Genomic DNA, 233 nt, shown 5'->3' on the forward strand with positions numbered 1-233 from the left:
AGGATCTAACTTAGGCCCAAGCTCCTTATTATCGACGAAGTGGGCTATCTCCCTTTAGATGGCCTTGGCTCAAACCTCTTTTTCCAGCTAATAAGTGCCCGGTATGAAAAGGGGAGCATCATCCTCACCAGCAACAAAAGCTTTGGGGAATGGGGGGAGCTCATGGGAGACCCGGTGCTTGCCACTGCAGTGTTGGATAGGCTATTACACCATGCCCATATAATCAACATAAG

1 pseudogene is annotated in these 233 nt (G+C 48.9%); it reads left to right on the top strand.

Features of this window, described 5'->3' with window-relative positions:
• Positions 1 to 9: 9 nt before the first annotated feature.
• Positions 10 to 233: pseudogene (istB, locus tag cpu_RS09835) on the top strand (IS21-like element ISChy4 family helper ATPase IstB); the annotation flags it as partial.

The organism is Carboxydothermus pertinax (assembly GCF_001950255.1).
GTDB lineage: Bacteria > Bacillota > Z-2901 > Carboxydothermales > Carboxydothermaceae > Carboxydothermus > Carboxydothermus pertinax.